The following is a 26,326-nucleotide window of genomic DNA, read 5'->3' on the forward strand; positions in this document are numbered from 1 at the left end:
GGGCCCTTGACGGTCCCCATATTCTGATCGAACGGAATTGCCGCTGGTCAAGGCGGCAATGGCCGCTCAGCGCAGCGGGAAAGGATCATGACGACGACGTCACCGGCGGAAGGCACCGCAGCCGTGGTCGCGGGGCAGGAGTTCGCGCTGCTCCAGGCGATCGGGCAGGTCGCGTCCGGCGGGCTGGCGGTGCTCGACGAGCGACACCGGGTGCGGTGGCTCAACCCCACCGCCGCCGAGATGTTCGGCGAGGCGGCGTCGACCCTGCTGGACCGGCCCTGGCCGTGGCAGTTGACCACGATCGAGGACGGCAATCCGGGACGGCCGGAGGGCGTACCGGACGACGCGTCGGTGAGCCTGGACGGTCCGGGCGGGCGACGCCTGTTGCAGTACCGGGCCGCCTGGGTGGACCTGGGTGGCGCGAGGCGCGTGGTCGTCTCGATCACCGATGTGACGCAGGCGCGTCGCCAGCAGCGGCGGCTGGCGGCGGTGGCCCGCGCCGCGTCGAGCGTCGCGGACGCGGGACGGCTCAGCGCCACCCTGGACGCGCTGGCCCGGGCGGTGTTCGAGTCCACCGGTCTGGCCGCCGTGCAGATTCTCACCCTGCACGGCGAGGAGCGGGAACTGCGGATGATGGGCGAGGCCGGATTCTTCGACGTCGAGAACTTCAGCGAGAAACTCGCCGAGTGCCGCCGCCGGGGCGCCGAGCTGAAGATGCTCGAGGCCGCCGTCCGGTGCGCACCGATCGTCGTACTGCACCGCAAGCCCGACATCATGCGGGACCCCGCCTGGGAGCCGTTGCACGGGATCATGGGCGCGGTCGACTGGGACAGTTTCGTCAGCATGCCGCTGTCGGCACGTGACCTCTGCGTCGGGGTGCTGAACGCCTTCTTCACCCCCGGCGAGGATCCCGGGCCGGCCGAACTGGAGTTCCTGGCCGCGATCGCCGACCAGGCCGCGATGGCGGTCGACTACGCCGGGCTGCTCGCCGCCTCCCGCGACGAGGTACGGCGGGAGGAGCGCCAGCGGCTCGCCCGGGACCTGCACGACTCGGTGGTGCAACGGGTCTTCTCCATGCGGATGCAGTCCAGCGCGCTCCGGGCCAGGATCAACCAGCGCGCCCCGGCGGTGGTCACCGATCTCGGCCCGATCGCCGACGAGCTGATCACCCTGTCCAAGACGGCCCTGGCGGACCTCCGTGACCTGATCTTCGAACTGCGCCCCGCCGAACTGGTCGACGTCGGCCTGCTGGAGGTGCTCCGGGTGCACGTGACCTCGACCGAGGCCCGTACCGGCATGCGGATCATGATCGAACTTCCGGAGTCGCTGGAGGAGGTGCCGACGGAGGCGCAGGAGGACCTGTACCGGATCGTGCAGGAGGCCCTGCACAACGTGGTCAAGCACGCGCAGGCGAGTACGGCGTGGGTCCGCCTCCAGGTGACCGGACCGCTGCACGACCGCCTCGACATCGAGGTACGCGACGACGGATCCGGGGCCGGTCGGCACGGCAACCCCACGCTGGGACTGGGACTGGTGTCGATGAAGGAACGCGCCGAACGCTGGGGCGGCTCCCTCGAGGCGGGCCGCCTGCCCAGCGGAGGCTTCCAGGTCCGGGCCGTCTTCCCCCGACTACTGGCCGCCGGCACCCCCGGCGCCGTGCAGCACGATCCGAGGAGCAGGTTTGAGCGAGCGTGACGCCCGGATCGGGGTACTCGTGGTGGACGACCACACCGTGGTCCGCCGAGGTCTGCGGGCCTACCTCGAGGTGGTCGACGGGGTCGACGTGGTCGCCGAGGCCAGCGACGGCCAGGAGGCGATCGACCGGCTCGCCCGGCTGGCGACCGAGCACCGGCTGCCCGAGGTGGTGCTGATGGACCTGGTCATGCCCCGGATGGACGGGATCGCGGCGATCCGGGAGATCGCCCGCCGCCATCCGGACGTCCGGGTCGTGGTGCTGACCAGTTTCGGCGAGGTCGAGCGGGTGCAGACGGCGTTGCAGGCGGGCGCCGCCGGCTACCTGCTCAAGGACGCCGAGCCGGAGGAGGTCATGCAGGCCATCTTCGCGGCGGCCCGGGGCGAGGTGCACCTCGACGCCGCGGTGACCCGACGGCTGACCCGGCAGATGGTCTCCCGGGACGTCGGGCTCTCCGCCCTCACCCCACGCGAGCGGGACATCCTGGCGTTGGTGGCCGAGGGGCGGTCCAACCAGCAGATCGCCGAGCAGTTGGTGATCAGCGAGCGGACCGCGCGTACCCACGTGAGCCACGTGCTCAGCAAGCTCAACCTGACCTCGCGGACCCAGGCCGCCCTGGTCGCGATCCGGGAGGGCCTGGTCCCGCCGCCCGGATCGGACTGAGTCCTCCGGTACGCCCCCGGGGCGCGGTGGGCGGCGGTGACCGGAATGCGACGGATGACGTAGCCGCACTGCTACAGAGTGTCCGCCGGGTGCCGTCATTCGCGTGAGGCCCGCTCCCGTCCGGCCGACCTAGTCTCGCAGGGCCGGGGGAGGAAGGCTCCCCCGCCGGGGCGGGAGAGGGACTTCGTCGGTGGTGGGACCAGCAGCACCTCCACAGGTGGCACCCGCGTCACGCGTCTCCGGCGACTCCGGACCACGGGTCGGAGCGCCCGGCGCCGACCAGGAGATCGCGGTCAGCGTCGTCCGGCGCCGGCTGGTTGCCGACGACGTCCTCGAACTGGCCCTGGCCCGCCCGACGGGGCAGGCACTTCCACAATGGACGCCGGGGGCGCACGTCGACGTACTCCTGCCGGGCGGCATGGTCCGGCAGTACTCGCTCTGCGGCGACCCGGCACAGACCGGAAGCTGGCGGATCGGCGTACTGCGCGAGCCGGCGGGACGCGGCGGATCCGCGTGGCTGCACGACCACGCCGTCGAGGGAACCGAACTCGTCCTTCGTGGACCCCGGAACAACTTCCCGCTCGACGACGCCGACCGGTACGTCTTCGTCGCCGGCGGGGTCGGGATCACCCCCGTACTGACCATGGTGCACGCGGCGGAACGCGCCGGCCGACCCTGGGTGCTGTGGTACGGCGGACGCCGCCGCTCCTCGATGGCCTTCCTCGACGAACTGACCGGGTACGGCGACCGGGTGCGCCTGCGCCCGGAGGACGAGTCCGGCCAGCTCGACCTGGCCACGGTGCTCGCCGACCGGGACCCGGGCACCCTGTTCTACTGCTGCGGTCCTCCCGGACTGATCGACGCGATGCGCTCCCGGTGCCAGTCGATGCCGGCCGGGAACCTGCGGGTCGAACGGTTCAGCGCGGTGCCGCAGCCGGCCGCCGACGAACCCGACGGCGGCATCGAGGTGATCTGCCAGCGGTCCGGCCTGACCGTGGCGGTGCCGCCCGGGCTGAGCATCCTCGACGCGGTACGGCAGGCCGGGGTGGACGTCCTCTCCTCGTGCACGGAGGGAATCTGTGGAACCTGCGAGACGACCGTGCTCGACGGCGTGCCGGCGCACCGGGACTCGCTGCTGACCGAGGACGAGCAGGAGGCCGGCGACACCATGATGATCTGCGTTTCCCGGGCCCTCGGCGACCGGCTGGTACTCGACCTGTGACGTGCGCCCGCCGCACCATGACGACTGCCAAGGAGATCTGATGCCACACGTCCAGAACGGTTGGTACCTCGCCGCGTGGTCGGACGAGGTGGGACGTACCTTGACCCAGCGGTGGATCGCCGGCAATCCGGTCTGCTTCTACCGGCTGGGCGACGGCACCCCGGTCGCCCTCGAGGACCGCTGCCCACACCGCAAGTTCCCGCTCTCGCTGGGCCGGCTCGACGGCGACGTGCTGGAGTGCAACTACCACGGCTACCGGTTCGACGCGACGGGCAGCTGCGTCGGGGTAGCCGAGCAGCAGGACAAGCCCCGGGCCGCCACCCGCCGGTTCCGGCTGCTCGAACGCGACGGCATCGTCTGGATCTGGCCCGGCGACCCGGACCGGGCCGACGAATCCCAACTGCCCGACACCTCGTGGCTGACCGATCCGAACTGGACACACGTCAAGGGCGTACTGCCGCTGAAGGCCCGGCACCTGCTGCTGGTGGAGAACCTGCTCGACCTGTCGCACGAGACGTTCCTGCACCCGTCGACGATCGGCAACGCGGCGGTCGCCGCCACCCCGATCGAGGTGACCACCTCCGGTCCGAGGGTCTTCTTCCAACGCCGGATGATCGGGGTGCAGGCGCCGCCGTTCTACGAGAAGTCGATGGGGCTGACCGGTCTGGTCGACCGCTGGCAGGACGGCGAGTTCCATCCGCCGGGGGTGTTCCTGCTCAACATCCGGCTGGCCGCCACCGGTACCGAGGAGCCCGAGGGCTTCCACATGAAGGTGCTGTACGGAATGACCCCGTCGACCGAGAACGAGTGCCACGACTTCTACGCGCTCGCCCGGGACTACGCGGTCGACGACGCGGAGCTGACCGCGTTCCAGCACCAGCAGCAGCTCTCCGTGATGGGCGAGGACGTGGACGCCCTCGAGGTGCAGGAACTGATGTACGCCACCGAGCGGCGCCGGACCGTGGAGTCGAGCATCCGGTCCGACCTGGCCGCGCTGCGGGGGCGCCGGGTACTACAGAAGATGCTGGCCGCCGAGGCGGCCGAGGAGAACTCCGGCGCCGTACCGGCCGGGCGGTAGTTCCACCTGGCGCGGTGGCGCCCGGCGGGCGACGACGGACCAGCAGACGACCAGCGAGGCAGGGGAGAGGGAAACCGATGGCAGGCAACCGGGCGGTCGCGTACGTCGAGCCGGGCAAGGTCGAGGTGCAGGAGATTCCGTACCCGACGCTGGAGCTTCGGGACGGGCCGGGCGTACATCCGGCGAACGTCGGCCGGCAGTGCCAGCACGGCGTCATCCTGAAGGTCGTCACGACCAACATCTGCGGCAGCGACCAGCACATGGTGCGGGGACGGACCAGCGCCCCCCGGGACCTGGTGCTCGGCCACGAAATCCTCGGTGAGGTCGTCGAGGTCGGTCGCGACGTCGAGTTCGTCAAGGTCGGCGACCTCTGCTCGGTGCCGTTCAACATCGCCTGCGGCCGCTGCCGCAACTGCAAGGAGGGCAAGACCGGGATCTGCCTGACCGTCAACCCGGACCGCCCCGGCTCGGCGTACGGCTACGTCGACATGGGCGGCTGGGTCGGTGGCCAGGCCGAGTACGTCATGGTGCCGTACGCGGACTGGAACCTGCTCCGGTTCCCGGACCGGGACCAGGCGATGGCGAAGATCCTGGACCTGACGATGCTGTCGGACATCTTCCCGACCGGCTTCCACGGTGCGGTCACCGCCGGGGTCCGGCCGGGCTCCACCGTGTACGTCGCCGGAGCCGGCCCGGTCGGACTCGCCGCCGCGGCCGGCGCCCGGCTGCTCGGCGCGGCCGTGGTGATCGTCGGCGACCTGATCCCGGAGCGGCTCGACCGGGCTCGGCGTGCCGGATTCGAGGCGGTCGACGTCTCGCTCGGCGACCCGGCGGACCAGGTCGAGCAGATCCTCGGCGTACCCGAGGTGGACGCCGCCGTCGACGCGGTCGGCTTCGAGGCGCGCGGGCACGGCGCCGGAGCCGCGCAGGAGGCGCCGGCCACCGTGCTGAACTCGCTGATGGAGCTGACCTCGGCGGGCGGCGCCATCGGCATCCCGGGCCTCTACGTCACCGCCGACCCGGGCGCGGTCGACGAGCCCGCCCGACGCGGATCGCTCAGCCTCGGCCTCGGCACGGGCTGGGCCAAGTCACTCTCCTTCACCACCGGCCAGTGCCCGGTGATGCGCTACAACCGCAGCCTGATGATGGCGATCCTGCACGACCGGGTCTCGATCGCCGACGTCGTGGGGGCCACCGTGATCTCGCTCGACGACGCGCCGCAGGGTTACGCGGACTTCGACGGCGGTGCCGCCCGCAAGTACGTGATCGATCCGCACGGCATGGTCGGCGCGACCTCGGCGGTGGCCGCCGGATGAGCACGTTCGTGCTGGTGCACGGCGCCTGGCACGGCGGCTGGTGCTGGCGCCGGGTCACCCCGGCGCTGCGCGCGGCCGGCCACGAGGTGCTGACCCCGACGCTGACCGGGGTCGGTGACCGGGCCCACCTGATCAGTCCACTGGTCGGCCTGGAAACACACGTCGAGGACGTGGTCCGGCTGATCGACGCCGAGACCGACGGCGACGGCGACGTGGTGCTGGTCGGGCACAGCTACGCCGGCATGGTGATCACCGGCGTCGCCGACCGGCGGCCGGCCCGGGTACGCCAGCGGGTGTACCTGGACGCGTTCCTGCCGACCGACGGCGAGGCCGCCATCGACCTGCTGCCCGCACACGTCGCCGGGCACTACCGGGAGTCGGTCGCGGGACCCGGACACGGCTGGCTCATCCCGCCGCGCTCGTTGCAGGTCCTCGGGGTCACCGAGCCGGACGACCTGGACTGGCTCACCCCACGGCTGACCCCGCACCCCTGGCGGAGCTACGCCGAGCCGCTGCGGATCGGCGCGGCCGTCGACGACGTACCCGGGGCGTTCGTCGAGTGCGTGGACTGGATGCGGGTCTTCACCCCGTACGCGCAGCGGGCCCGGGACCGCGGCTGGCGGGTGCTCGACCTGCCGACCGGGCACGAGGCCATGGTGACCGCGCCGAAGGCGCTCGCCGAGGCGCTCCTGCGGCTGGTCGGCTAAGCCGTGTCCGGAGCCAGCCGGGACGGGTCCGGGGTCGGCCGGGACGAGGCGGAGCGGGGCGGGCGCGGAAACGGGGTAGCGGACCGGCTGTGCGGCCGGGTCGCGGTGGTGACCGGTGCGGCCGGCGGCCTCGGCCGGGCGATCGCGCGGCGGCTGCTCGACGAGGGCGCCCTGGTGGCCGGGCTGGACGTGTTGCCGGTCGAGGAGACGACCCGGGCGGTCGGGGCCGGGGAGCCGGCCGCCGCCGACGCCACGGCACCGGCCTTCCGGGCCTGGCGCTGCGACGTCACCGACCCGGACGCCGTGGCGGAGGTGGTCGCGGCGGTCGCCGCCGGGCTGGGTCCGGTCGACGTGCTGGTGAACAACGCGGGCCTGCTCTCCGGCCGGGCCGGCATGGCCGGTACGACCAGCGCGCAGATGCTGCGGTACTTCGAGGTCAACGCGGTCGGGCCACTGCTGATGGTGCAGGCCTGCCTCGACCACCTCCGGGCGAGCCCGCACCGGGGACGTGTCGTCAACGTGGCGTCCCGGACCTTCTTCACCGGCAGCCCCGGGCAGCTCGCCTACGTCGCCAGCAAGGGCGCGCTGGTGGGGATGACCCGGGTGCTGGCCCGGGAACTCGGTGCGGACCGGATCACGGTCAACGCGGCCGTACCGGCCCAGGTGGAGACGCCCGGCACCGCGCAGCACTCCACCGCCGAGGTGTTCGAGGCGACGATGCGGCAGCAGGCGATCCAGGAGTACGTGACGCCGGAGCGGTTCGCCGGGCTGGTCGCGTACCTGGCCTCCGACGACGCCGCGTTGATGACCGGCCAGACATTGGTGTACGACGGTGGAGGGCTGCTTCGTTGACCACCCGGCAGGACGACGGCACGCGGTTCCGGGAGCCCGTCGCGACGGCAACGGAAATCTTCTCCGCCACCTGGACCCCCGGGTCGACCACGCTCACCGGAACCTGTTTCTGCGGGGCACGGCACCACGACTCGGATCCGGTGGCGATGTGGGACTGGCTCGACGCCCATCCGGTGGGGCACGACGACCGACAGGAGGACTGTGACATGAGGGGCAGATCCGGGAGGGACCATGGCTGAGATCGTCGCGGCGGCGGCCGCCGTACACGCGCCGCAGTTGATCAGCCGGCCGCAGAACGAGGAGTTGGAGAAGCTCGACCGGGGTACGGACGCGCTGCACCGGCTGGGGCGGGTACTCGACGAGACGTCCCCCGACGTCCTGCTGGTGATCGGCCTCGACCACCTGGAGACGTTCTGGCTCGGCGCGGCGCCGACCTTCACCGTCTTCGTCGGGGAGCACGCCGAGGCGGACTACGCCGGGCGGGTGCACCGGAAGGTGCCGGTGCACACCGAGATCGCCGTGGACCTGCTCAAGGGGCTGGTGGCCCGGGACTTCGACATGACCTTCTCCCAGGAGGGCACGCTGGGGCACGCCTTCCTCACCCCGTTGCAGTACGTCCTGCAGGACCGGCAGATCCCGGTGGTGCCGTTGCTGGTCAACGTCTACCTGCCGCCGCTGCCGAGCCCACGCCGCTGCTACGCGCTGGGCCGGGCGATCGCCGACGTCCTCGCGTCCCGGCCGGAACGGGTCGCCGTGCTGGCCAGCGGCGGAATGTCCCACTTCCCCGGCACCGCGCGCTACCACGACCCGCAGTTGTCGTTCGACGAATGGGTGTTGCAGGAGGTCGGCGCCGGCCGCTGGCAGGAACTCCTCGACCTGACCCCGGTGCAGCTCGACGAGGTGGGGGAGGGGGAGCTGCTGACCTGGTTCGTGATGCTCGGGATCACCGGTGAGATGCCCGCCTCGATGCTGTCGTACCAGGCGCTGTCCCATCACGGGCACGGCGTCGTACAGCTCATCCCGCCGCTCGCTCCGGCGGTCGCGGCGCCGGAGCCGACGGTTCCGCGCTACGGCGGGCACGTCTTCACCCAGGACGACTACCGCTGGTACAAGTTTCCCGAACCGAGCAGCTTCGCGCTGAACAAGCTGCTGCACCAGATCATCGTGAATCCCGGCTTCCGGGCGGAGTTCGTCCGGGACCGGGCCGCCGTCGTCGGGGCCGCCGCGCTGACCGACCCGGAACGCCGGGCGCTGCTGGCGGAGGGCTTCGACGAACTCGTGGCGGTCGGCGCGCATCCACTCCTCGCGCTCTCCGCCCGGCAGGTCGTGGCGCTGGAACAGCAGAACGCCGCACCAGCCCCGGGCACCGCCCCGGCATCCGGCGCCGGGAGCCGGTGATGGCCACGATCCGGCACTGGATCGGCGGGGCCTGGTCGGCCGGCTCCTCCGACCGGACCACACCGGTATGGGATCCGGCGACCGGCCAGCAGCGCGCCGAGGTGTCCCTGGCCGGGCCGGCGGAGGTGGACGCCGCCGTCCGGGCCGCCGCGGTGGCGGCCGAAAGCTGGGCCGAGACCTCGGTCGCGGCCCGGACCCGGGTGCTGTTCCGGTTCCGCGACCTGGTGGACCGGCACGCCGGAGATCTGGCCCGGCTGATCACCGACGAGCACGGCAAGGTCCTCTCCGACGCCCGGGGCGAGGTGCAGCGCGGGTTGGAGGTGGTCGAGTTCGCCTGCGGAATCGGTGAACTGCTCAAGGGCGTCTACTCGGACCAGGTGTCCAGCGACGTCGACGCGTTCACCTTCCGCCAGCAGCTCGGCGTCGTCGCCGGGATCACCCCGTTCAACTTCCCGGCCATGGTGCCGATGTGGATGCATCCGGTCGCCATCGCCACCGGGAACACCTTCGTACTCAAACCGAGCGAACGGGTCCCGTCGGCGTCCGGACTCGTCGCCGAGCTGTACGCCGAGGCCGGACTGCCGAGCGGGGTCTTCAACGTGGTCCACGGCGACCGGGTCGCCGTCGACGCGATCCTCGACCATCCGGACGTGGCCGCCGTCTCGTTCGTCGGATCGACGCCGATCGCCCGGTACATCCACGAGCGGGCCGCCCGGGCCGGGAAACGCGTCCAGGCCCTGGGCGGCGCGAAGAACCACGCGGTGGTGCTGCCGGACGCCGATCTCGACTTCGCGGCCGAGCAACTGGTCGCGGCGGGCTTCGGGTCGGCCGGCCAGCGCTGCATGGCGATCTCGGCGGTCGTCGCCGTGGGAACCGCCGCCGAGCCGTTGCTGAAGCGGATCAGCGCGCTCGCCGGACAGTTGCCGGTCGGCCCCGGCCGGGACGAGCGTTCCCAACTGGGGCCGGTCATCTCGGCGCAGGCGCGGCAGCGGATCCTCGGTGCCGTCGGTACCGCCGTCGAGGCCGGCGCCGAACTGGTCCTGGACGGAACCGGGCTGCGGGTACCCGGACACGAGGAGGGCTTCTTCGTCGGGCCCTGCGTACTGGACCGGGTCACCCCGGAGATGGCCGCCTACCGGGAGGAGATCTTCGGCCCGGTGCTCTGCGTACTGCGGGTCGACACCCTCGACGAGGCGTTGCGGTTGGTCAACGCCAACCCGTACGGCAACGGGGCCGCGCTGTTCACCGCGAGCGGAGAGGCGGCCCGGACGTTCCACCGCCGGGTCCAGGTCGGGATGGTCGGGGTCAACGTGCCGATCCCGGTGCCGATGGCGTACCACTCGTTCGGCGGATGGAAGGACTCGCTGTTCGGGGATCGGCACGTGCACGGCCCGGAGGGGGTCGGCTTCTACACCCGGGCCAAGGCGGTGACGACGCGCTGGCCGCGTTCCGGCGCCACCGAGGCCGCGCCGCTGAGCTTCCCGACGTCCAGATGAAGGGTTACCTGTGAAAGCCGTGGTGCTGAACGGCCCGTCGGGGGAGTTGCGCCTGGAGGAGCTGCCCCGACCGGAACCGGGACCGGGAGAGGTGCTGGTCGAGGTCGCCGCGTGCGGCGTCTGCCACACGGACCTGCACGTGATGAAGGGGGAGGTGGCGTTCCCGACGCCCTGCGTGCTGGGGCACGAGGTCTCCGGGATCGTCCGGGGTACCGGGACCGGCGTCCTCGGCTTCGCCCCGGGGGACCGGGTCGCCAGCAGCTTCATCATGCCGTGCGGCACCTGCCGGCACTGCGTGCGCGGGCACGAGGACCTCTGCGAGACCTTTTTCGCGCACAACCGGCTCAACGGCACACTCTACGACGGCCGGACCAGGCTGGCCCGCGCCGACGGAACGCCGATCTGGATGTACTCGATGGCCGGCCTCGCCGAGTACGTCGTCGTGCCCGCCACCGACGTCTTCCGGGTGCCGGACAACCTGTCCCTGGTGGACGCGGCCGTGCTCGGATGCAGCGTCTTCACCGCGTACGGCGCGGTGCACAACGTGGCCGAGCTGCGGCTCGGCGAGACCGTGGCGGTGGTGGCGGTCGGCGGGGTCGGCTCCAACATCGTGCAGCTCGCCCGCGCCACCGGGGCGACCACCGTGGTCGCGGTGGACCGCAGCCCGGAGAAGCTGGCGGCGGCGGCGGAACTCGGCGCGACCCATCTGGTCGACGCCGAGACCGAGGACGTCGCGGCGAGGATCGCCGAGATCACCGGCGGCCGGGGCGTCGACGTCGCGTTCGAGGTGCTCGGCCGGCCGGAGACCTTCGAACTGGCCCTGAACCTGCTCGGCGACGGCGGTCGGGCGGTGATGGTGGGCATCGCCCCGGCCGGGGTGACCGGGCGGATCGACATCACCCGGCTGGTGCGCCGCAAGCTGCGGGTGCTCGGTTCCTACGGGGCCCGGGCTCGCACCGACATGCCGGCGCTGTTGCGGCTGGTGGCACAGGGACTGGTCCGCCCCGGACAGGTCATCACCCGCCGGTACGGGCTCGCGGACGCCGCGGAGGCGTACGCGGCGCTCGATCGTGGCGAGATCGTCGGCCGAGCCGTGATCGAGGTCCGCGACCTGGGGTGAGCCGACCCGTACCGGGTACGGGAGGTCGGGGCCTGGCCGGGTCCCGGCCTCCCGTCGGCTTTCGGCCCGTCGGCGGGGCACGGCACTGCGGGACGGCTTTCCGGGTACGAGTCAAATGACGTAGCGGGACCGACCCGGCGTGGCGATGTCGGCCCGTCATTTGCGTATCGACCTGTCGGGGACGGTTCCATATTTTTACCTGGACGTAACGTCTTACGGCGGCGTCAGTGTCCAGGTCGACCTGGGGTGTCGGGGAATTCGCAACAGTTATCGACACGATCAGGGACGGCGGCAACACCAGATACAACCGTGAACGCGTCGCGTATGAACCTGAACTGCGTGTGGAAGACGCTCAGCACCACCGTTGACGGTGGCCGGTGCCGCAGTCGACGGCCGTAACCTGCCGCGAAACCAGCAGGGCTGCCCGGATCTTCCGCCACGATACCGGTGGCGTCCGGTGACCGTGACCGGATCCGGTGGCCTGGCCGCCCCTTCCTGGGCACCAGAAAAATAGGAGACAGCGAATGGCCAGTTCGGCTCCCCGCAACCGTGGGCTCCTGCCGCTCCAGCAAAGTCGACGCGCATTCCTCGGCGCCGTCGCCCTCGGGGTCAGCGTGCCGTTGCTGGCCGCGTGCGGCGACGATTCCGACTCCGGCGGCGACGGTTCCGGCGGTGGATCGAAGGACCTGACGTTCCTCAGTGTCATTCCGCTGCCGAGCATCTCCAACGCACCCGAACTGCTCGCCGACACCGGCGGACACTTCACCAAGCACGGACTGAACGTCCAGTTCGAGGCGACCCAGGGCTCCCCGCCGGCGATCCAGACGGTCATCGCCGGTTCGGCGCTGCTGACCAAGCTCGGTGACATCGAGACGATCACCGCGATCTCCGACAAGAACGCTCCGCTGGTGAACCTCGGTGGGGTGGAGAAGCAGGGCCTGCTGCGGTTCATGTCCAGCAAGCGGAAGCCGTTGACGAAGGCGGAGGACTTCCGTGGGGTGACGATGGGCCTGCCGTCGACGGGTGGCACCAGCGAGAAGACCCTGGACCTCGTTCTCGCGTCGGCCGGGATCCCGAGGGAGTCGGTCAAGCGACAGGTGGTGGGGCTGGCGCCGGGCATCTTCGAGTTGGTGAAGTCGGGCCGGATCGATGGCTACATCGTGTCGCTGGACACCTCGCTCTCGGTCCTGGCCCAGGAGCCGGACGCCGTGGCGTTCGCGCCCAGTTCGGTGGTCTCCGCCGGCAGCCAGGCGTACGCCACCTCGAAGGAGCAGTTGGCGCGGGCCGGGAACCAGGACCAGATCCGTCGGTTCCTCCAGGCGATCGCCGACTCGATCCGGTTCATGGTCGACGACGAGAAGAACGACTTCAAGGAGACGATCCGGCTGATCGGCACGAAGCACCAGGTGCCGTCCTTCAAGGACCCGGGGGTCGCGGTGGAGGCGCTGAAGCTCTTCGTGAAGTCGTGGACCGTGGACGGGGTCGACAAGGTCGTGCAGACCAATCCCGACACCTGGCGGTCGACGTACGACGTGATGGTCAAGTCCGGGCTCGTTCCCGCCGGCAAGGACCCGTCGCAGTGGCTGAACGCCGACTACGCGCCGAAGGCCTCCTGAGGCGATTCCGGGTTACAACGACGTGAGGCAAGGGGCAGCGGTGCAGCAGGACGGTACGGCCGCGGCGGACTCCCCGCCGCGGCCGGAGTTGGGGCCGGTGGAGCTTGAGTTGGCGGGGGTGAGCAAGGTTTATCAGGCGCGGTTGGGTCTGGTGGAGGCGCTCAGTGATGTGAACCTGTCGATTCGGCGGGGTGAGTTCATTTCGTTGGTGGGTCGGTCGGGGTGTGGGAAGACGACGTTGTTGCGGATCCTGTCGGGTCTGTTGCCGCCGTCGGCGGGTTCGGTGCGGGCGAACGGGCAGAGCATCTGGAAGGGTGCGAGCCGGGACGATGAGGCGTTGAAGCAGGTTGGGTTGGTGTTCCAGGAGGCGAATCTGTTTCCGTGGTTCACGATCGTGGAGAACATCTCGTTGCCGTTGAAGTTGCGGGGGGTGGATAGGAAGGCTCGGGTGGCTCGGGCGGAGGAGTTGTGTGAGCTGGTCGGGTTGCGGGGGTTCGAGGGTGCGTATCCGCGGGAGTTGTCCGGTGGTATGCGGCAGCGGGCGGCGATCGCTCGGGCGTTGAGTGCGCGGCCGTCGATTTTGTTGATGGATGAGCCGTTCGGTGCGTTGGACGCGTTGACGCGGGACAAGATGAATCTTGAGTTGCAGTCGATTCATGCGGCGACGGGGGCGACGGTGGTGTTTGTGACGCATTCGATTTCGGAGGCGGTGTTCCTGGCTGATCGGGTGGTGTTGTTGACGCCTCGGCCGGGGCGGATCCGGTCGGTGACGTCGGTGCCGTTGGTGCGGCCGAGGTCGGTGGAGACTGAGACGGGTGTGGAGTTCGGGCGGATTGTTCGTGGGTTGCGGGTGGAACTGGATGAGGAGTCCTGATGGGGGATCGGGAGCGGTTGAACAGGTTGCTGCCGTGGATCAGTTCGCCGATTTTGTTGGCGTTGTTCCTGGGTGGGTGGCAGTTCGCGGTGTCGGTGGTCGGGGTTTCGGAGTTTATTTTGCCGACGCCGGCGCAGACGGGGCGGGCGTTGGTGACGATGTTGAGCGATGGTTCGCAGTGGGTGCATATTCGGGTGACGTTGCTTGAGGTGTTGATCGGGTTCGGGGTCGCGTTGGTGGTGGGTACGGCGTTGGGGGCGGTCCTGGGTCGGATGCAGTGGTTGGAGCGGGCGTTGCAGCCGGCGATGGTGGCGTTCCAGGTGGTGCCGAAGGTGGCGTTCGTGCCGATCTTTGTGATCTGGTTCGGGTTCGGGATGCAGTCGAAGATTGTGATGGCGGCGATTCTGGCGTTTTTCCCGATCATGTTGAATGTGTTGTTGGGGGTGCGGTCGGTGGATCGTGGTCATCGGGATGTGATGCGGGGGTTGGGGGCGTCGCGGTGGGCGACGTTCCGGAATCTGGAGTTGCCGTCTACGTTGCCGTACATTTTTGCTGGTGCTGAGGTCGGGATCGTGTTCGCGGTGATCGGCGCGATCGTGGGTGAGTATCTCGGTGGTAGTAAGGGGTTGGGTTATCTGGTGGTGTCGAGTCTGAATGCTCTGGACGCGCCGACCCTGTTCGCGGTGATCGTGGTCCTGTCGGTTCTCGGTTCGGTTCTCTATCTGTGCGTGACGACCGCGAAGCGGTTCGTCATCCCCTGGCACGACTCCATCGCCAAGCAGTAACCGACGACGTCCGGGCCTCGACGTCCGGGCCTCGACTACCGGGTCGAGATGACGAGCTGCTGGGACCGGTGGTCGGACAGACCGCCGGTCCCGCCGCCGATCCGATAGGAGTGCACCCGCACCGTCGCCGAGACGAAGGCCCAGTCCAACTGCCACCAGCGAGGCCAGCCCGAGGTGTCGGACCAGGTCGCGGGGAAGGGCGACGACGTCGCGTGGTTGGCGCTGCGTAACCCGTCCGGCATCTTGGCCAGATCACCCATTGCCGGGCTGGTGTTGAGGTCGCCGGCGACCAGCCGGGGGTTCGGGTTGGCCGCCACGTCCCGGGCCAGGGCCCGCCACTGCGGTTCACGCTGGGCGTGCTGCTCCCGGACGATCCGGTAGAACTCCCCGTCCAGCGGACTGTGGTCCGGCGACAACTGCACCGGCAGGTGCAGGTTGTACGTCGACAGCACCCGCCCCTGCCCCAGATCCAGGTCGGTACGCAGCACCTTGTACCGCCAGTGTTCGGCCGAGCCCGCCGTCGCTGGTGGCATGTCCGGAGCCTCCAGCGGAATGCGCCGCAGGATCGGGAAACGGGACAGGGTGACCAGTTCGCCGACCACCGCGAGGTGGAAGCCGGGGAACTCGGCCCGCAACTGGTCGAGTGCGGACTCGGCCGGTCCCGACGAGTACGCGTACCAGTACTCCTGTAGCAGGTAGACGTCGGCGTCGGCGGTCCGCAGCAGTTCGTGCATGGCGGCGGTCTGCCCGCCCTCGTCCCAGTACCCGGTGTTCCAGCTGAAGACCCGGATCGCGTCCGGGGGCGCGGGACCGTCCGCTCCGCGCAGCCCGGCGACGTTCACCCCGGACAGCGGCCCACCCAGCAGCAGCGCGGCGGCGGCGAGCAGGGCCACCGGCCACCGCGAGCGCCGACAGGGTGCGGCGGCCACGCCCAGCAGCACCGGCAGGACCAGGAAGGCCGGTGGCGGTACCGCGTCGACCACGAGCCAGAACCACCACTGACCGCTGAGCACCAGGTGTGCCACGGTGAACGCCAGCCAGGCCGCCGCCGCGCCGACCAGCGCGGTGTAGAGCCACCACCGCCAGCCGCGCCGCCGTGCCGGCGGAGCGGCCCGGGGCGCGACGTCGACCGGAGCCCGGGCCTGCGGCGCGGAGACCGTCACGCTGTCCCCCGCAACGCGGTTCCCTCGACCGGGAAGGAGGCGTCGTAGAGCTGCCGGAAGGTCCGGGATACCAGCCACTGCACCGCGCCGGTGGCGACCCCGGCCGTGATGGTGACGTTGACCAGGAAGTGCAGTACCGCGAAGTAGAGCAGGAAGGGCAGGCCGTGCCGGCGCCGGACGAAGCCGTACATGCCGGCGTCGAAGCCGAGCGAGGCGGCGAGCAGCGCGATCGGAACGACCGCCCCCCACGCCCCGAACAGGACCGGCACCGCCAGCGCGGGCAGTACGGCGAACGCGGCCAGGCTGCCCCAGGCCCGGGCGGCGGTCTCGAAGCCCTGCCCGAACCGGCGGGCCCGGGCGTAGAGCGGGATACGGAGCCGACCCCGGTGGAACAGCTTGCGGAGCAGTCCGCGTAGCTGGTGGTCGTGGTCGTGTCGGCCGCGTACCCCGGAGGTGAGCACCAGCCGGTAGCGCCGGGTCAGCCGATAGCCGTAGTCGACCTCCTCGGTGTGCCGCAGTGCCGGGTTGAACGGGCCGATCTCGTCGAAGACGTCACGCCGGATCACGCACACGGCCGGGAAGAGGAACGACACGTCACCTTCAGAGCTGATCGACCAGTAGTGGTACTGCAGACCACGGTATCGGGCCACCGCCGTGTCGTGCAGCAGCGGCTCGGGATCCTCGATGCCGCAGACCGCGCCGATCCGGGAGTCGTCCTGGATCAGCCGTACCGCGTTGGCCACCGCGTCCGGGGCCAGGACGAGGTCGGAGTCGACGTAGCAGAGAAGCTCGCCCCGGGTGTGTGCGGCGCCGATGTTGCGGGCCCGGCCGCACCCGCCGTTGACCCCGGTGCTCACCACCGGTACGCCGAGCGCCTCGGCGACCACCACCGACTGGTCCGTGCTGCAGTCGTCCACCATCAGGATCTCGATGTCCGGGTACGTCTGGTCCAGGATGGACCGCAGACACAGGTCCAGCGACTCGGCGTAGTTGTAGTTCGGCACGATCACCGAGACCAGCGGTCCTCCGCCCGCCGGGAAGTTCTCCGGGGTCATCGGGTAGCCACCTCCGGCCGGTCGTAGAGTCCACGGAACCGGCGTGAGGCGAGCCAGGCGACCGCCCCGGACAGCGCGGCGACGGCGATCACCAGGTTCAGCAGGAAGTGCATCGCGGCGAAGTACGTCAGGAACAGCGTCCCCCGCTCCCGGAAGACGAACCGGTACATCGGCAGGTCACCGGCGAGGCAGGCGGCGAGGGCGACCAGCGGCACCGCGAGGTACGCCGGCCCGAGCAGGAGCGGCAGGGCCACGGTCAGCACGGTCAGCAGGGCGGCGACGCTCACCCAGGCCCGGGGACCACTGCTGAGCCCGCCGGGGAACTCCGGCTTGCGGGCGTACATCGGGATGTGCAGCGCGGTCCGGGTGAACACCTTGCGGATCAAAACGCCCAGATCGTGGTCGTGGTCGTGCACGCCGCGCACCCGGGGCGAGAGCCAGATCTGGTACCGCTGAGCCAGCCGCATGCCGTAGTCCGCGTTCTCGGTCTCCCGCAGTCGCGGATTGAAGGGCCCGACCTCGGCGAAGACCCGGGCCGGAATCGCCAGCAGAGCGGTGTACAGGGTCATGATCCGGCCCTCGTCGGCGATCAGCCAGTAGGACTGCTGGAGGCAGCGGTACTCCTCCAGCAGGCTGTCCCGGACCAGCGGTACCGGATCGTAGTTGCCGCAGATCGCGCCGATCTCCGGGTCGGCGCCGAGCAGTTCCACGGCGTTGGCCACCGCGTCCGGCTTCGCGGCCACGTCGGAGTCGATGAAGAACAGGATCTCTCCGGTCGCGTTCGCCGCGCCGAGGTTGCGGGCCGCCGCCGGTCCGGAGTTCCGAGGGGTACGCAGCACCCGGGCGCCGTACGACCGCGCGACCCCGACCGAGTCGTCGGTGCTGCAGTCGTCCACCACGATGATCTCCAGGTCCGGATAGGTCTGTTCGCGGAGCGAGCCGAGGCACAGGCCGAGGGCGCCAGCGTAGTTGTAGTTCGGCACGATCACCGAGACGAGCGGTCTGTTCATGTGTCCATCCAGTTCAGCAGGTTCGGGTAGCGGGCACCGATCTCCGCCACGGTCAAGGTGGTGCCGATCAGGACGGCGATGGCCACGATCATCCGGTCCTGGAGCAGGGCCCGGATGGGATCGCCGCCGGCCTCGCGGACCAGCACCGTCTGGAGATAGCGGAACGCGGCGAGCAGGCCGAGCGGAACCACCACGGCGAGGGTGACCGGGCGCCAGGCGCCGAGCGGCGCGTCGGTGTTCAGGTAGAGCAGGAACGTGGTGCTGGTCAGTGCGGCGTTGAGCCCGATCAGGTGGTCGGCCAGCAGGATGTTGTATCCGGCCAGCGCGGGCCGGTGCGTCACGCCGGCGACGGTGAGTTCGTGCCGCCGCTTGCCGAGGATGAGGATCAGGCAGCCGCTGAAGACGGCGGTGAGCAGCAGTCCGGACGGGGCCGCGCCGCTGGCCGCGTACCCCTGGAGGACCCGCAGCACGAAGCCGGCGGCGATCACGCAGATGTCCAACAGCGGCAGGTGTTTCCACCACCGGCTGTACGCGACGCTGAGCCCGAGGTAGCCGAAGAGCGGCCACCACGGCAGGTCGGGTCCGGCGATCACCATCGTCGTCAGCAGCCCGGCCAGCCCGGCCGCGAAGAGTCCGGCCACCGGCACCGTGATCCGCCCGGCGGCGATCGGCCGGTGCCGCTTGACCGGATGCGTCCGGTCAAGCCGGCGGTCGGCGATGTCGTTGAGGACGTAGATCAGCGACGCGGCCACCGAGAACGCCAGCACGGCCCAGCCGGTACGCAGCAGCGCCGCTCCGGTCCACCGCGGCACGTCGACCAGTGCCAGCGGCACGGCCAGCAGGTTCTTGACCGCGTGACCGGGGCGGGCCAGCGCGATCAGGTGCCCGACCAGTGCGCGGAGGTACCGGGCCAGGGCACCGAGTTGGCCGATCGCGGCGAGCACCCGGCCCGGTGCCCCGCTCACCGGCCCGACGGCCCGGTCGACCACGGCCACCACGCCCTCGTCGACCATGGCCACCACGCTCCGGTCGACCGCGCTCTCCACGCCCCGTTCGACCGCAGCCTCGACGGCGGTCACCATCGACTCCAGGACACCATCGGCTCCAGTCAGAAGAAGATCTTGGCGAGGGACAGGGCGCCCTGCCGCCACGGGTCACGGCTGGTCCGGCCACCCCGGACCGGCGCCGTCCGGTGCCGCTGCGTGCGCCACCACTCGTAGGTGCGCAGGATCGCGTCCTGATTGGACAGTTTCGGGGTGAAGCCGAGCCGGTCCCGGGCCTTGTCGACGCTCACGTACGAGTCGTGCCGGAGCTTGTGCAGCAGCCGGCCGTACACCGGGGAGAGCCGGGCCCGCTCCAGCAGGCCGAGCGCGGCCAGGGCCGGGCCGGCGGGTACGCCGACGACCCGCTTGCCGTGTCCGGCGGCGTCCAGCACCGCCTGGAAGTCCTCGCGCAGGGTACGGAACCGCCGCGCGGCTAGGTTGTACGTGTCGTCGGCCAGCTCGTCCGGCGCGGCCAGTACGGCGACCACCGCGTCCACCAGGTCGTCGACGGCGAACATCTGGATCCGTACGTCGCCCCGGCCCAGGACCGGAAAGTTCCGGCCCTCCTCGGCCCACTCGAAGAGCATCGCGAACAGGCCCATCCGGCCCGGCCCGAGGAAGGTCTTCGGTCGCAGGATGGCCACCGGCAGTCCGCTGCCCCGGTGCCGCTCGGCGATCTCCTCGGCGGTCGCCTTGGCCGCGCTGTACGTGTCGACCGGTTCCCGAGGATGCGTCTCCGGCGTCGGTACCTGCCGGGGCAGCCCGTACACGGCGGTCGACGAGATGTGGACGACGCGGTCCACCCGGGCCCGGCGCGCCGCCCCGAACACCGCGTCCGTGCCGTCCACCACGATGGACCGGATCTGCGCGGCGGGGTAGCTGGGCAGCGCCGCCGCGCAGTGGATCACGACGTTCGCGCCGGCGGTGGCCCGGGACATCAGGTCGGGATCGCGGATGTCACCGCGTACCGTGACGCCCGGCTCGGGACGGAGGTCCACGCCGCGCACCTCGTGCCCGTCGGCGGTCAGCCGCTGGACCAGCCGGGAGCCGAGCATCCCGGCGGCACCGGTGATGGTGATCACCACAGCGTGGACCCCACCTTCTGGGCGACGAACCGGGTGACGAGTCGACTCAGGCCCTGGTCGAGCACCTCGCCGAGCGCGTCGGCGCCGCGCTGTACGTCGGCGGGATCGGTGACCAGTGACGGTCCGATGATCAGCGGGTTGCGGCCGTTGAGGGTGTAGTAGGTGAAGATGTCGTGGTCCTGGTAGAGCGCGTTGATCACCGCGCAGGTGACCAGCTTCGCCTTGAACCTCGGGTCCCTGGCCATCCCGGCGGGGGCGAGCCGGGACACCAGGTCGAGGATCTTCGGCCCGCCGTCGATCTGTACGCCCCAGAGCGCGCCGGCGCCGGCGACCCGCCCCACCGCGTCCGGAAACTCCTTGGCCAGTCGGGCCAGCGCCGGTTCCAGCACCAGCTCCAGCTCGCGGGCCCGGGCCGGGTAGTCGTCCTCCACCACGATGTTGATCGCCTCGATCGCGGTGACACATTCCTCGCCCATGCCGTAGTACGTGGTGCTGGTGCTCTGCAGGAGCGCGTCGGTCAGGTTGTCGTACGCCTTCCGGAAAACCTTTTCCCGGGCGACGAATGCAGAGATCGATGACTTTCCGCCGCCGAAGGACTTTGATGTGGTAAGAACATCCGGTACGAGACCCGGATATCGCATGAAGTAGAACAGGCTGCCGGTCTTACCCCAACCGGTGTAGATCTCGTCGAATATGAGCACGATGTTCTGCCGGTCGCACAGCTCACGGACGCCACGGAGGAAATCTTCGTCGCACCACTGAATGGTGGAGGCGCTGAACGGCTCGACGACGAGCGCGTAGACGTCACCGGCGTGCGCCGCTACGGCCGAACGGACGGAATCCAGATCGCCATAGGTGAATGTTGCAATGCCCGGAATGGTGGGAAAATCGAACTGTGGCTGCCCGGTCAGCCCACCCGAACCCAGGAGCTTTCCGTGAAAGCCGCAGTCCGCCCGGAGGATGGTTCCGCGCCGGCCACCGTGGTACTTGTAGGCCAGCTTCACGGCGCCCTCGACCGCCTCCGCACCCGAGTTGGGCAGGAACGACATCCGCAGGTCGCCCGGGAGCAGCTGCGCCAGGTTGTGCCCGAGCGCCGCGAGATAGGGGGAGAAGTACGTCTTGTGCACCTCCATCCGCCGATCCCGCGCGAACCGCTCCCGGGCGGCCAGGATGCGTGGATGGTTGTGCCCGTGGTTGAGTACGCCCACGCCCCCGGTGAGGTCGAGGATGCGTCGGCCGTCGCGGAGCACCAGATATGCGCCTTCGGCACTTTCGACCAATTCCCGGCCGAACCCGAACGAGGTCATCAGGCTGACCTGGCTGGAGTTGACGTACCGGCGATAGAGGTCGTGCACCTCGCGAACGGTGAGCCGCTCGCAATCCTGGAGGCTGACCAGATTGGACATGCCGCGACGCTATCGATTGGCGTTGGTTTTTGACTGGACCGGCACTGGACGCGACCTGGATTACGTAAGGCAACGCTTGCCAGCCGACAACCCGCTAGATAACTTGGGTCGCGACACAGTTAATCTCCACTGGTCAATGTCCCTAACTGATTCTCCGCGTTCTGGGCAAGAGGTGCTGAACATGCCGCCGACGGTGTCGGTCATCATCCCCGTGCACAACGGCTCCAAGACCCTGCGCGCGTGCCTGGCGGCGGTCTACGCACAGCGACATCCGGTCACCGAGGTGATCGTGGTCGACGACGCGAGCACCGACGACACCCGGGAGATAGCCGCCGAGTTCCCGTGCCGGCTGCTGGCGGCCGACCGCAACACCGGGCCGGCCGCCGCCCGCAACCGGGGCATCCGGGCCAGTACCGGCGGGCTGCTGTTCTTCCTCGACTCCGACTGCGCGCCGGAGCCGGACGCGTTGGGCAACGCACTGGCGATCCTGCGCGAGCAGCCCGACGTCGCCTGCGTACACGGCATCTACGCGGTGCGGCCACTCTTCGACGACGGGCCGGTCGAGGCGTACCGGTTGCTGCACGGGCACTATTGGCGGCTGCGCAACGTGGGACGGGTCCGGACCACCCTCTTCGCGGTCTGCGTGATCCGCCGGGCCGTCTTCGCCGAGGTGGGGCTCTTCGACGAGAACCTGCGGGCCTCGGAGGACGTCGAACTCGGCGACCGGATGACCGAGGAGCACGGGATCGTGCTGACCGACACCGTGGTGTGCCGGCACGACGACGACAGCCACCTCGGCCGGCTGCTGCGCAAGCAGTTCGGGCGCTCGCAACTGCTGATCCCGGTCGCGCTGGCCGAACGCGGGCCGGCCGGGATCCGCGCCAACGGTCCGGTCGGGCTGCTCGCCGCCGGCCTGGTGCCGCCGACCGTACCGCTCGGGCTGCTCGATCCGGCGCTGCTGGGCGTACCGCTCTGCCTGCTCGTCCTGTTCGTCGTCGCCGACCCGGGTCTGCTCCGGTTCGTGACCCGCCAGCGCGGCCCCGGCTTCGCGGTGTTCTTCTACGGAGTCCATCTGCTGGTCCAGCTCGCCGTGCTCGCCGGTGCCGTGGTCGGCGGACTGCGCCACCTGGTCGACCGGAACTTCGGCCCGGCCCGGGTGGCCACCGCGAAACCGGGCCGATGAGCGGCCATCCTGTGCGGGTCGGGTACGCCCAGGCGCTGCACTATCTGCTGTTCGGCGTCCGGGCGCTCCAGTTCCGGCGGGCCCGGCCGGGCCTCGGCGCCCGGCGCGGGCCGGTGTTCGGGGTGCCGGGCCAGAGCGTGGCGCTGACCATCGACGACGGCCCGCATCCCGAGTGGACGCCCCGGATGCTGGACCTGCTCGGCCGGCACCGGATCCGGGCCACGTTCTTCCTCATCGGAGCCCGGGTACGCGAGCGCCCCGACCTGGCCCGGGACGTCCTGGCGGCCGGACACGTGCTCGGCAACCACTCGATGTCCCACCCGCAGCCGTTCGCGGCGCTGCCCGCACCCCGGGTACGCGTCGAGATCGCCGCCGGCCAGCGAGAGATCGAGGAGGCCACCGGGCTGCGGCCACGGCTGTTCCGGGCACCTGGCGGCAACTGGTCGCGGGACGTCCTGCGGGCGACCGCGGAGTCCGGCCTGACTCCGGTGGACTGGACGGTCAACCCGAGCGACTGGCGGAGTCCCGGCGTCGACCGGATCACCCGGTCGCTGTGCCGGGGCCGCGCCGGACACGTCCTGCTCTGTCACGACGGCGGCGGCGACCGGTCGCAGACCGTGGCGGCCCTGGAGACGGCCCTGCCGCGGCTGCTCGACCGGGGACTGCGGTTCGTCATCCCGGGCGGCGGTCGGTAGGTGGCGCCCATGCGGATCCGCCCGGCCCCGTCGCGGCCGCCACGTCGGCGGGGCACCGAAAAATGCGAAACCGGGCAGCGCGGCCCGACGGTCTGGGGGGAGTACGGCCATGCCAGAGGATGACCTGTCGATTCTGCTGCTGGGTCCGATCAGGGCCGCCCGGGGTGGCACCGCGCTCTACCTGGGCACACCACGCCAGCGTGAGGTGCTGGCGGTGCTGGCGCTGCGCAGCGGCATGGTGCTGTCGGTGCCGCAGATCGTGGACGCGATCTGGAGCGAGCGCCGGCCCGACTCGGTGGAGAACATGGTGCACACCTACATCGGCCGGCTGCGCCGGGTTCTGGAACACCCCGGACGGCCGCCCGCGCTGGCCCGGGTGCTGCGTTCCACCCGGCCCGGGTACACCCTGGAGTTGCCGGCGGGCGCGGTCGACATCACGCTGTTCGAACGCGACGTCAAGGTGGCCCGGGCGGCCCGGACCCAGGGCGACCTGTCCGGGGCGCTCTGCCTCTTCCAGCAGGGGCTGGCCCGCTGGTCCGGGCTGGCGCTCCAGGAGGCGGCCGGTCCGCTGGCGGAGGCGGAACGGATCCGCCTCACCGAGCTGCGCCAGGACGCGGTCGAGGAGAGCACCGGAGTACGGCTGCTCCTCGGCGACGTCGAGAACCTCGTCTCGGAGCTGCGGTGCATGCTCGCCGAGCAGCCGATGCGGGAGCGGCTCTGGGAACTGCTGCTGATCGTACTCGGCCAGACCTCGCGCCGGGCGGAGGCGTTGACTGCGTTCGAGGACGCCCGGGTCACCCTGGCCGACCGGCTCGGCGTCGAGCCCGGTCACCGGTTGCAGGACCTGCACCGCCGGCTGCTGCGTAGCGAGCCGGTCAGCGTACGGCCGTGGTGGGAGCGGCGGGTCCCGGTCTGACCGGCCCTCCGGCTCCGGCCGACGCCCGGCGCCGTCGACGCCCGGCTCGCTACCGGCCGGGCGCTCCGGCACCCCGGGCCGGCGCCGGCGGCCCCGACGATGGGCGCCCGGTCACCGGGTCGGGTCGCCCGGACGTCAAGGCGGTTGCCCGGACGTCGGGCCGGTGATCCGGACGTCAGGGCCGGGCGCTGTCGTCGCCCGCGTCGCCGCTGCCCCGGCCGGCCGGCTCGGCCGTGGCGGTGAGGACGAGGAAGATCCCGGACGGTCCGGAGCCGAGCCGGGTCGACAGTTCCTCGGCGACCGCGAGACCGGAGCCACGGACCAGCCGCAGCAGCTCCTCGGCCTGGGCCACGTCGTAGACCTGCACCAGGATCCTGCCCCGGGCGGTGAGCATTCCGGGCAGTCGACGCAGCAGGGTGGCCGACTCGGTCTCGGACAGGTAGTAGATGACCTCGCGCAGCAGGATCGCGTCGAACCGGTCCGTGGTGTCGAAGGTACGGATGTCGGCGACCTCGAACGAGGTGTCCGGCCGGCCGATCGCCCGGGCCTGGTCGATCGCCCGGCGGCTGATGTCGACCCCGTGGTAGCGCCGGTACCGTCCCGGGGCGAGCGGCAGGTTGGCGCTCGTCCCGCAGCCGAGGTCCAGGATCGCCGGGTCGGGGGCCCACCGCTCGATGAGCGACAGCGGCATGCCGCCATCGGACATGCCGTCGAGATAGCGCCAGAGACCCAGTGCGTACTGGGCGTTCCACAGCGCCGCGTTCATCCTCCGGTTCGGCCGGACCAGCATCCGCAGGGGCCTCATCGTCAGCCGGGCCACCGCCCGGACCAGCGGGTTCGTCATCAGCTCGCCACCTCTTCCGCCTTCTCCCGATCGAGCCGCCGCCGATGCAGGTACTGCGCCAGCAGCAGGCCGCCCGCACCGACCACGACCTCGCTGAGGGCGCAGACCAACCGGCTGGCCAGTACCACCGGGGTGGCGACCGCCGCCGGCATCACGGTGACCAGGCCGACCATCAGGACGGCCTCCCGGACACCGAGACCGTCCGGGGCGACCACGACCAGCAGACCGGCCACGGTGGCGGCGGCGAAGCCCGCGACACAGACCAGGTAGGACCGGACCGGTGGCGCGCCGGCGGTGACCGCGAGCAGCCAGAGATGGTGCCCCGAGAGCACCCAGGACAGCGACTGCGTGGCGATCGCCCGACGGATGCCGGCCCGGGACGCGGCGACCTGCGGAGGCCGGCGCCGCAGCAGCCGGGCCAGCGCGACCAGCCCGCGGTTGAGCAGATCGGGCCGGGCGAACAAGGCGACCAGTGGCAGTACGGCCAGCAGCAGCCAGCCGGTCGCGCCGGGGAGTATGCCCGGCCCGGCGGCGAGCGCGACGGTCATCCCGGTCAGCGCGACGACCGTCCAACTGAGCAGGAAGACGCCGGCCAGCCGGACCGGGCCGACATCGATCTCCTTGCCCATCCGCAACAGCACCGGCAGGGCGACGAAGCGACCTGGAACGAACTTGGCGAGGAATCCGACGAAGAACAGCCGGGCTGCGGTCCACCGGTCCACCGCCGCACCCAGGTCGGCGAAGAGGGCCTGCCAGGAGACCAGCCCGAGGAGCAGCCCGACCGCGTTGATCAGCAGCGCGCCGGACAGGACCACGATGACCTGTACCGGATCCAGCCGCTGCGCCAACGACCTGACCGGGGTCCAGTCCTGGCTCCGCAGGAACAGCACCAGGCCGGCCGCCAGCGCCAGCACGAAGACCACGGTCAGCGCCCGGTTGGCCAGCCGCCACCAGCCGCGCCCGGCGGTCCCGGTGGCCCGCCGGCCCGGCTCGGCGGGTGCGAGCGTGCTCATCACCTCACCTCGCTTCGCTCGGCGTTGCGATGCGCTGCCCTGAACCAGCTGGTTCGCTCGCTGCGCTCGCTCATCGACCCACCTCGCTTCGCT

The 26,326-nt window shown here is 70.8% G+C and carries 25 protein-coding genes; 17 read left to right on the forward strand and 8 right to left on the reverse strand.

Features of this window, described 5'->3' with window-relative positions; all coding sequences use genetic code 11:
- Positions 1–87 precede the first annotated feature (87 nt).
- From H4W31_RS26855 to H4W31_RS26920, 14 genes are all read left to right on the forward strand, one after another.
- The gene (locus tag H4W31_RS26855) at positions 88–1,695 is read left to right on the forward strand and encodes a sensor histidine kinase (RefSeq protein WP_225945700.1); all 1,608 of its coding nucleotides are present in this window, start codon (positions 88–90) and stop codon (positions 1,693–1,695) included.
- Positions 1,682–2,356: a response regulator gene (locus H4W31_RS26860; protein WP_192769183.1), complete on the forward strand. Its 675-nt coding sequence runs from the start codon at positions 1,682–1,684 to the stop codon at positions 2,354–2,356. The genes H4W31_RS26855 and H4W31_RS26860 overlap by 14 nt, the downstream gene beginning before the upstream one ends.
- Positions 2,357–2,573: 217 nt before the next feature.
- Positions 2,574–3,578 (forward strand): PDR/VanB family oxidoreductase, encoded by a 1,005-nt coding sequence (locus tag H4W31_RS26865; RefSeq protein ID WP_318783423.1) that lies wholly within the window; start codon positions 2,574–2,576, stop codon positions 3,576–3,578.
- Positions 3,579–3,618: 40 nt separating this feature from the next.
- Positions 3,619–4,656: an aromatic ring-hydroxylating dioxygenase subunit alpha gene (locus H4W31_RS26870; RefSeq protein ID WP_192769184.1), complete on the forward strand. Its 1,038-nt coding sequence runs from the start codon at positions 3,619–3,621 to the stop codon at positions 4,654–4,656.
- A 77-nt stretch (positions 4,657–4,733) separates the two neighbouring features.
- A complete protein-coding gene (gene fdhA / locus H4W31_RS26875; protein ID WP_192769185.1) occupies positions 4,734–5,972 on the forward strand; it encodes a formaldehyde dehydrogenase, glutathione-independent in 1,239 nt (412 codons plus the stop codon).
- On the forward strand, positions 5,969–6,679 hold the full coding sequence (locus H4W31_RS26880) for an alpha/beta fold hydrolase (protein WP_192769186.1): 711 nt from the start codon (positions 5,969–5,971) through the stop codon (positions 6,677–6,679). Before fdhA ends, H4W31_RS26880 begins: the two co-directional genes overlap by 4 nt.
- Positions 6,680–6,682: 3 nt before the next feature.
- Positions 6,683–7,531: an SDR family NAD(P)-dependent oxidoreductase gene (locus tag H4W31_RS26885; protein WP_318783424.1), complete on the forward strand. Its 849-nt coding sequence runs from the start codon at positions 6,683–6,685 to the stop codon at positions 7,529–7,531.
- Positions 7,528–7,770 carry a hypothetical protein gene (locus tag H4W31_RS26890; RefSeq protein ID WP_225945701.1) on the forward strand — a complete coding sequence of 81 codons (243 nt, stop codon included), beginning with the start codon at positions 7,528–7,530 and terminating at the stop codon, positions 7,768–7,770. Before H4W31_RS26885 ends, H4W31_RS26890 begins: the two co-directional genes overlap by 4 nt.
- Positions 7,763–8,929: a DODA-type extradiol aromatic ring-opening family dioxygenase gene (locus tag H4W31_RS26895; protein WP_192769187.1), complete on the forward strand. Its 1,167-nt coding sequence runs from the start codon at positions 7,763–7,765 to the stop codon at positions 8,927–8,929. Before H4W31_RS26890 ends, H4W31_RS26895 begins: the two co-directional genes overlap by 8 nt.
- On the forward strand, positions 8,929–10,425 hold the full coding sequence (locus H4W31_RS26900) for a CoA-acylating methylmalonate-semialdehyde dehydrogenase (protein WP_192769188.1): 1,497 nt from the start codon (positions 8,929–8,931) through the stop codon (positions 10,423–10,425). Before H4W31_RS26895 ends, H4W31_RS26900 begins: the two co-directional genes overlap by 1 nt.
- A gap of 10 nt (positions 10,426–10,435) precedes the next feature.
- Complete coding sequence (locus H4W31_RS26905; protein ID WP_192769189.1) at positions 10,436–11,545, forward strand: zinc-binding dehydrogenase; 1,110 nt, start codon at positions 10,436–10,438, stop codon at positions 11,543–11,545.
- Between the two features lie 524 nt (positions 11,546–12,069).
- The gene (locus H4W31_RS26910; protein ID WP_192769190.1) at positions 12,070–13,161 is read left to right on the forward strand and encodes an ABC transporter substrate-binding protein; all 1,092 of its coding nucleotides are present in this window, start codon (positions 12,070–12,072) and stop codon (positions 13,159–13,161) included.
- A 40-nt stretch (positions 13,162–13,201) separates the two neighbouring features.
- Complete coding sequence (locus H4W31_RS26915; protein WP_192769191.1) at positions 13,202–14,035, forward strand: ABC transporter ATP-binding protein; 834 nt, start codon at positions 13,202–13,204, stop codon at positions 14,033–14,035.
- Entirely contained in the window at positions 14,035–14,820 is a 786-nt protein-coding gene (locus H4W31_RS26920; protein WP_192768166.1) for an ABC transporter permease, read from the forward strand. The genes H4W31_RS26915 and H4W31_RS26920 overlap by 1 nt, the downstream gene beginning before the upstream one ends.
- 35 nt (positions 14,821–14,855) lie before the next feature.
- On the opposite strand, the gene H4W31_RS26925 is transcribed toward H4W31_RS26920, so the two are convergent.
- From H4W31_RS26925 to H4W31_RS43165, 6 genes are read right to left on the reverse strand one after another with little or no spacing between them, the layout of a single operon-like run.
- Positions 14,856–15,983, reverse strand: coding sequence for an endonuclease/exonuclease/phosphatase family protein (locus tag H4W31_RS26925; protein WP_192769192.1), 1,128 nt, complete (start codon positions 15,981–15,983; stop codon positions 14,856–14,858).
- Positions 15,980–17,038 carry a glycosyltransferase family 2 protein gene (locus H4W31_RS26930; RefSeq protein ID WP_192769193.1) on the reverse strand — a complete coding sequence of 353 codons (1,059 nt, stop codon included), beginning with the start codon at positions 17,036–17,038 and terminating at the stop codon, positions 15,980–15,982. Before H4W31_RS26930 ends, H4W31_RS26925 begins: the two co-directional genes overlap by 4 nt.
- The gene (locus H4W31_RS26935) at positions 17,035–18,048 is read right to left on the reverse strand and encodes a glycosyltransferase family 2 protein (protein ID WP_192769194.1); all 1,014 of its coding nucleotides are present in this window, start codon (positions 18,046–18,048) and stop codon (positions 17,035–17,037) included. The genes H4W31_RS26930 and H4W31_RS26935 overlap by 4 nt, the downstream gene beginning before the upstream one ends.
- Positions 18,045–19,130: a UbiA prenyltransferase family protein gene (locus tag H4W31_RS26940; RefSeq protein WP_225945702.1), complete on the reverse strand. Its 1,086-nt coding sequence runs from the start codon at positions 19,128–19,130 to the stop codon at positions 18,045–18,047. The genes H4W31_RS26935 and H4W31_RS26940 overlap by 4 nt, the downstream gene beginning before the upstream one ends.
- A 26-nt stretch (positions 19,131–19,156) precedes the next feature.
- Entirely contained in the window at positions 19,157–20,176 is a 1,020-nt protein-coding gene (locus tag H4W31_RS26945) for an NAD-dependent epimerase/dehydratase family protein (RefSeq protein ID WP_318783425.1), read from the reverse strand.
- Positions 20,170–21,483, reverse strand: a complete 1,314-nt coding sequence (locus H4W31_RS43165) for an aspartate aminotransferase family protein (RefSeq protein ID WP_225947141.1) — start codon at positions 21,481–21,483, stop codon at positions 20,170–20,172. Before H4W31_RS43165 ends, H4W31_RS26945 begins: the two co-directional genes overlap by 7 nt.
- Positions 21,484–21,763: 280 nt before the next feature.
- Here H4W31_RS43165 and H4W31_RS26950 point away from each other — a divergent pair, with 280 nt between their 5' ends.
- The 3 genes from H4W31_RS26950 (at position 21,764) to H4W31_RS26960 (ending at position 24,376) form a co-directional block, all read left to right on the forward strand.
- On the forward strand, positions 21,764–22,765 hold the full coding sequence (locus tag H4W31_RS26950) for a glycosyltransferase family 2 protein (RefSeq protein WP_225945703.1): 1,002 nt from the start codon (positions 21,764–21,766) through the stop codon (positions 22,763–22,765).
- On the forward strand, positions 22,762–23,460 hold the full coding sequence (locus H4W31_RS26955; RefSeq protein WP_192769197.1) for a polysaccharide deacetylase family protein: 699 nt from the start codon (positions 22,762–22,764) through the stop codon (positions 23,458–23,460). The genes H4W31_RS26950 and H4W31_RS26955 overlap by 4 nt, the downstream gene beginning before the upstream one ends.
- 109 nt (positions 23,461–23,569) lie before the next feature.
- Complete coding sequence (locus H4W31_RS26960; RefSeq protein ID WP_192769198.1) at positions 23,570–24,376, forward strand: AfsR/SARP family transcriptional regulator; 807 nt, start codon at positions 23,570–23,572, stop codon at positions 24,374–24,376.
- A 175-nt stretch (positions 24,377–24,551) separates the two neighbouring features.
- Here H4W31_RS26960 and H4W31_RS26965 read toward each other — a convergent pair whose 3' ends face one another.
- Both H4W31_RS26965 and H4W31_RS26970 read right to left on the reverse strand, forming a co-directional pair.
- Positions 24,552–25,220 (reverse strand): class I SAM-dependent methyltransferase, encoded by a 669-nt coding sequence (locus tag H4W31_RS26965; RefSeq protein WP_192769199.1) that lies wholly within the window; start codon positions 25,218–25,220, stop codon positions 24,552–24,554.
- A complete protein-coding gene (locus H4W31_RS26970) occupies positions 25,220–26,233 on the reverse strand; it encodes a lysylphosphatidylglycerol synthase domain-containing protein (protein ID WP_192769200.1) in 1,014 nt (337 codons plus the stop codon). Before H4W31_RS26970 ends, H4W31_RS26965 begins: the two co-directional genes overlap by 1 nt.
- Positions 26,234–26,326: the final 93 nt, after the last annotated feature.

The organism is Plantactinospora soyae (genome assembly GCF_014874095.1).
Classification (GTDB): domain Bacteria; phylum Actinomycetota; class Actinomycetes; order Mycobacteriales; family Micromonosporaceae; genus Plantactinospora; species Plantactinospora soyae.